Source organism: Nostoc sp., assembly GCF_041747015.1.
GTDB lineage: Bacteria > Cyanobacteriota > Cyanobacteriia > Cyanobacteriales > Nostocaceae > Nostoc.
The window spans coordinates 1-4,486 of sequence record NZ_JBGTFY010000181.1 but is presented as its reverse complement, the minus strand read 5'-3'; the positions used below and the strand labels follow the sequence as shown (position 1 = coordinate 4,486).

Sequence of the window (4,486 nt, the reverse complement as noted above, 5' to 3'; positions counted from 1 at the left end):
GGCGCATGACCTGGGACGTAGGGTGTTAATTATCACCCACCGAATTCAACTGGGTGAGGCGTTGTGTAATCGGTTTGGTGTTAACTATGTTACTGAAGTCCGCACAAATGAAACAGGCACATTATTAGGATACGGGGTGTGCGTTGATTCGCTACATCAGGAAAGTCAGGCGCGATTCAACCCTAACGACTGGTCAAATGATGTCATAATTATTGATGAATGTGACCAAGTATTCTGGCATTTGCTTAACTCTGGTACGGAAGTGCAAAAGCGTCGGGTATCAGTTCTCAAAAACCTTAAGCAACTGATTCAGAATGTTCTAGGGAGTGAACACGGGAAAATCTATTTATCTTCTGCGGATGTTTCCGATACTGATGTGAAGTATGTTTTATCACTCGCTGGTGAATATCGAGTTAACCCATTTGTAATCGTCAACAGTTATCGGCACGTAGCTGGAAACTGTTACAACTATTCTGGCAGTAACCCGAAGAATTTGATTGCAGCATTGGACAAAGCGATCGCTAAAGGTGGCCATCATTTATTATGCTGTTCTGCTCAGAAAGCCAAGTCCAAATGGGGAACGCAGGCACTTGAAGAACGTTTTCGCCGCAAATTCCTACACCTGCGGATTTTGAGAATTGACAGCGAATCCGTTGCTGATCCATCTCATGCGGCTTTCGGTTGTATTGCTCACCTGAACGAAATTCTTACCCAGTATGATTTGGTTATCGCTTCTCCAAGTTTAGAAACTGGGGTCAGCATCGACATTCGAGGACATTTTAGTGCTGTTTGGGGGATTTTTCAGGGGGTGCAGCCGGTTAACTCTGTGCGGCAGATGTTGGCAAGGGTTAGGGAGACAGTTGACCGTCACATTTGGGTGAGAGAGTGGGGGATGTCGGTTGTAGGGAATGGCTCTACATCCATAGGAGGATTGTTGAGAAGTCAACACGTTGCGACACAGGCTAATATTGCGCTGCTGTCGGCGGCGGATAATGATGATTTGAGCTACATTGATCAGAATTTTCAGCCGGAGTCATTACAGACTTGGAGCAAACGCGGTTCTGTGATTAACGTTGAGATGCGGTGCTATCGAGAGTCTGTGCTTGCGGGTTTGGTTGAAGATGGTTACACCATTATTGATGCAGCCGATGTTGATGATGATGAGAGCGGGGCAGTTATCGAGTCGGTTAAAGCGGCTAGTCAGGAATTGTATACTGCGGAGTGTAAAGCGATCGCGCAAGCTGATGAACTCTCTGGGGCTGAACTCAAGAAGCTGCAAGATAAACGGGCGAAAACGAAAACTGAACGACATCAGCAACGTAAGGCTGAATTATCCCGTCGTTACGAGATTGATGTTACTCCTGATTTGGTCGAAAAAGACGATGATGGGTGGTATCCTCAGTTGCGAATGCACTATTATTTGACGCTGGGGCGGGAATTTCTGACGAACCGTGATACTAAACGGGCTAAGGCGCAGTTAGAGGCTGGGCAGAATTCGATTTGGAAACCCGACTTTAACAAGGGGCAGATGTTGTCGTCGGTACTGTTGTTAGAAGAACTGAATCTGTTGCAGTTGCTTACGCCTGGGGAATGGTTACGCTCTTCTGACGAGGCAATGCAGGAATTTAAAGCATTGGCACTAAAGCATCGGTATGTTATCAAGAATTACCTGAATGTCAGTATCTCGGAAAAACTGACCCCAATAGCGATCGCTCAGAAGTTACTTGCCAAGATTGATTTGAAGTTGAATTATGTTGGTCGGTTGGGTAAGCGTGAAAATCGGGAGTGCGTTTATCGGTTTGTTGCACCTGATGATCAGCGTGATTCGATTTTTGGGCAGTGGTTAAATCGAGATGAATTATTTCAAAATGAGTTGGTGTCAGTCAGTAACAATATAAGTACAACTACACCAGTAACTGACACAACATCACTGTCCATATCCCACAATACTGAAGTGGTGTCAGGCACTAATAATATAGTAAGAGCAACACTAGGCTGTTGACTCTGTACCCTTTAGCCCACAAGAGTTCATGCAGAAAATGTGTTGACTATCTTTGTGGGGAAACGGCTGGGACAGCCGTTTCCCCACAAACAAAAAATAACACGAATAATTTTCCGCAAAACCCCCTAAAAACCCACAAAGTCAACAGCCTAGAGCAACACCACTCATTGACACAGCACCACATACCCCAGAAAATATTGCGATTCTTGGATGGAAGGGGCTAAAGCTGAAATTGCGCCTTGGACTCGACAGCGTTGGCAAGTTCTACCAACAGATAGTCTCCCAAGTTGGCGAGGCTGTCGGTGTTGCTGATGGGGAGCCTTACTGGAATGGGTATTTGGGGCAATGGCAGGTTTGGGTTAACTTTGGGAGCGGTTGTACTTCTGTGGTGTGCGATTGGTTGGTGGAGGTTAACTAAAGTCACACTTTCGACCAAGTTAACTTTGAGCCTGAACCAAAATCGGTAAGATAATCACAAATTCTGTTCCAACGCCTGGGGTAGAATTAACTGCAAGTGTTCCACCGTGTTTTTCCACAATAATAGATTTTGCGATCGCTAACCCTAACCCCGTCCCTTTACCAACAGCTTTTGTCGTAAATAAATGGTCAAATATTTTTGATTTGACTTGTTCAGTCATCCCTTTACCATTATCAGCAATGGCAATTTTAACTAGATTATTTTCGACTGAAGTTGTAATTGTAATGCAGTTAGGATGAGCTTTATTTTCTTCAAAAGAGCGTCCCTGATTAGATTCATCTAATGCATCAATAGCATTTGCAAGCAAGTTCATAAATACTTGATTTAATTGACCAGGAAAACATTCAACCTGGGGCAAATTACCGTAATTGGTGACAATTTCAATTGCGGGACGTTGTTCGTTAGCTTTTAGACGATGTTTGAGAATGAGAATGGTGCTATCAATGCCTTGGTGGATGTTAAATGGTACTTTGTAATCTCGATCGGCACGAGAGAAAGTACGTAAACTGGTGCTGATGTTTTTCAGGCGATCGCACGCCATAGACATAGAATCAATCATCTTGGGAAAATCTTCTAAACTATAATCCAAGTCGATTGATTCGGCGTGGTCAATGATTTCATCATTTTTGTTGGGTAAACTTTCTTGATAAAGCTTTAAGTGTTCGATAATATCAGTAAACGTTGGTTTAGCTTGTTTTAGACTGGCAGCAATAAACCCAAGAGGATTATTCATTTCGTGAGCTACACCAGCGACTAAATTGCCTAGTGCTGACATTTTCTCACTTTGCACCATTTGTAATTGAGCTTGTTGTAAATCTTGCAATGCTTGTTGCAAATCTTCTGATTTTTGCTGCGATTCGGCGAATGACTCCTCTAGCTGTTGGGCATAGTTCTGTGATCGCTCATACAATTGAGCATTTTCCAAAGAAATCGCCGCCTGAGCGCAAAGTAAATTGAGCAGTTCGACGCGATCGCTTGTAAATGCTCCCGTAACTAAACTATTTTCTAGGTACAACACCCCCAGCAACTTCCCTTGATGCAAAATCGGGCTACACAAGATACTCTTGGGCTGCTGACGCATGATATAGGGGTCATTGGCTAAGGTTGGATCGACTGTTGCATTAAGTAGCACAGTAGTCTGCCTGTTGTGCTTGACTTTGTAAATCAGCTTCAAAGGAATATCCTGACTTTCTTCAACCGGAAGGCGCTGCAACACGACTGGCTCTGACCCCAGGGTAATTGACCCTTTAATTAGCAGGCGCGAGTCTCGCAACAGCATGAGTACGCATTTATTAGCCCCGGCATTTTTGATGACGATAGAAAGCAACGATGAAAGTAGTTTATCGAGTTCGATTTCACCGGAGATAGCTTGGGAAGCTTCGAGAATAGCTTTTAAATCTAGGGTATCCGAGACACTGCTAGAGGTAGATGTGACACTCTCCAATGCAAAGATAGTTTCCCTAGTGGAGAACAAAGAACGGGTTTGTTGTAATATGGGAGCAAGTAGTTGAGGATAGCGTCGTTCCAAGTCAGCAACCTTAGCTTTAGCACCCCAGCGAGAATATGCGTAATAAGCTTCAATCATGTAGTCCCCAGCTATGCGCTGTCTGCCCCAGTCGAGGTAAAATTTTGCTGCTAATTCGTTGGCTAAACCTTCTTCTTGAATATAGTCATTTTCTTTAGCACCTGCGATCGCGCGATCGTAGCTATCTCCTGCTTCATAATTCTTGCCTAAAACCCGATGTTGTTCAGCTTCTACTAGGTCGTATTTATGTTGAAAGTTCATCGGTGCGGAAACTGCACGATGGTGGAGTATGGCTTGATTTTTGGAAACCCGCTCCAGCAGTTCGGTTTTGTCTGTGGCTTCGGTATGGGTAGCCAGTGCTGTCAGGGAATCGTAAAAGTAAAAAACTAATTCGCTAATCCCGCTTCCTGCAACTGCTAGGGTTTGACGCACTTCTATTGCATCTTGAATTGCCTGTGGATATTGATTGAGGAGATAGGAA

3 protein-coding genes are annotated in these 4,486 nt (G+C 44.1%); 2 read left to right on the top strand and 1 reads right to left on the bottom strand.

Annotated features, from left to right (window positions below):
- Positions 1–2,002, top strand: a 2,002-nt coding sequence (locus tag ACEW80_RS14595; RefSeq protein WP_373527277.1) for a plasmid replication protein, CyRepA1 family, incomplete at its 5' end; no start/stop codon positions are given.
- 232 nt (positions 2,003–2,234) lie between these two features.
- Positions 2,235–2,420, top strand: coding sequence for a hypothetical protein (locus ACEW80_RS14590; protein WP_373527276.1), 186 nt, complete (start codon positions 2,235–2,237; stop codon positions 2,418–2,420).
- Positions 2,421–2,439: 19 nt separating this feature from the next.
- Here the strand turns inward: ACEW80_RS14590 and ACEW80_RS14585 are convergent.
- Positions 2,440–4,486: ATP-binding protein (locus tag ACEW80_RS14585; protein ID WP_373527275.1), on the bottom strand; the 2,047-nt coding region annotated here is incomplete at its 5' end.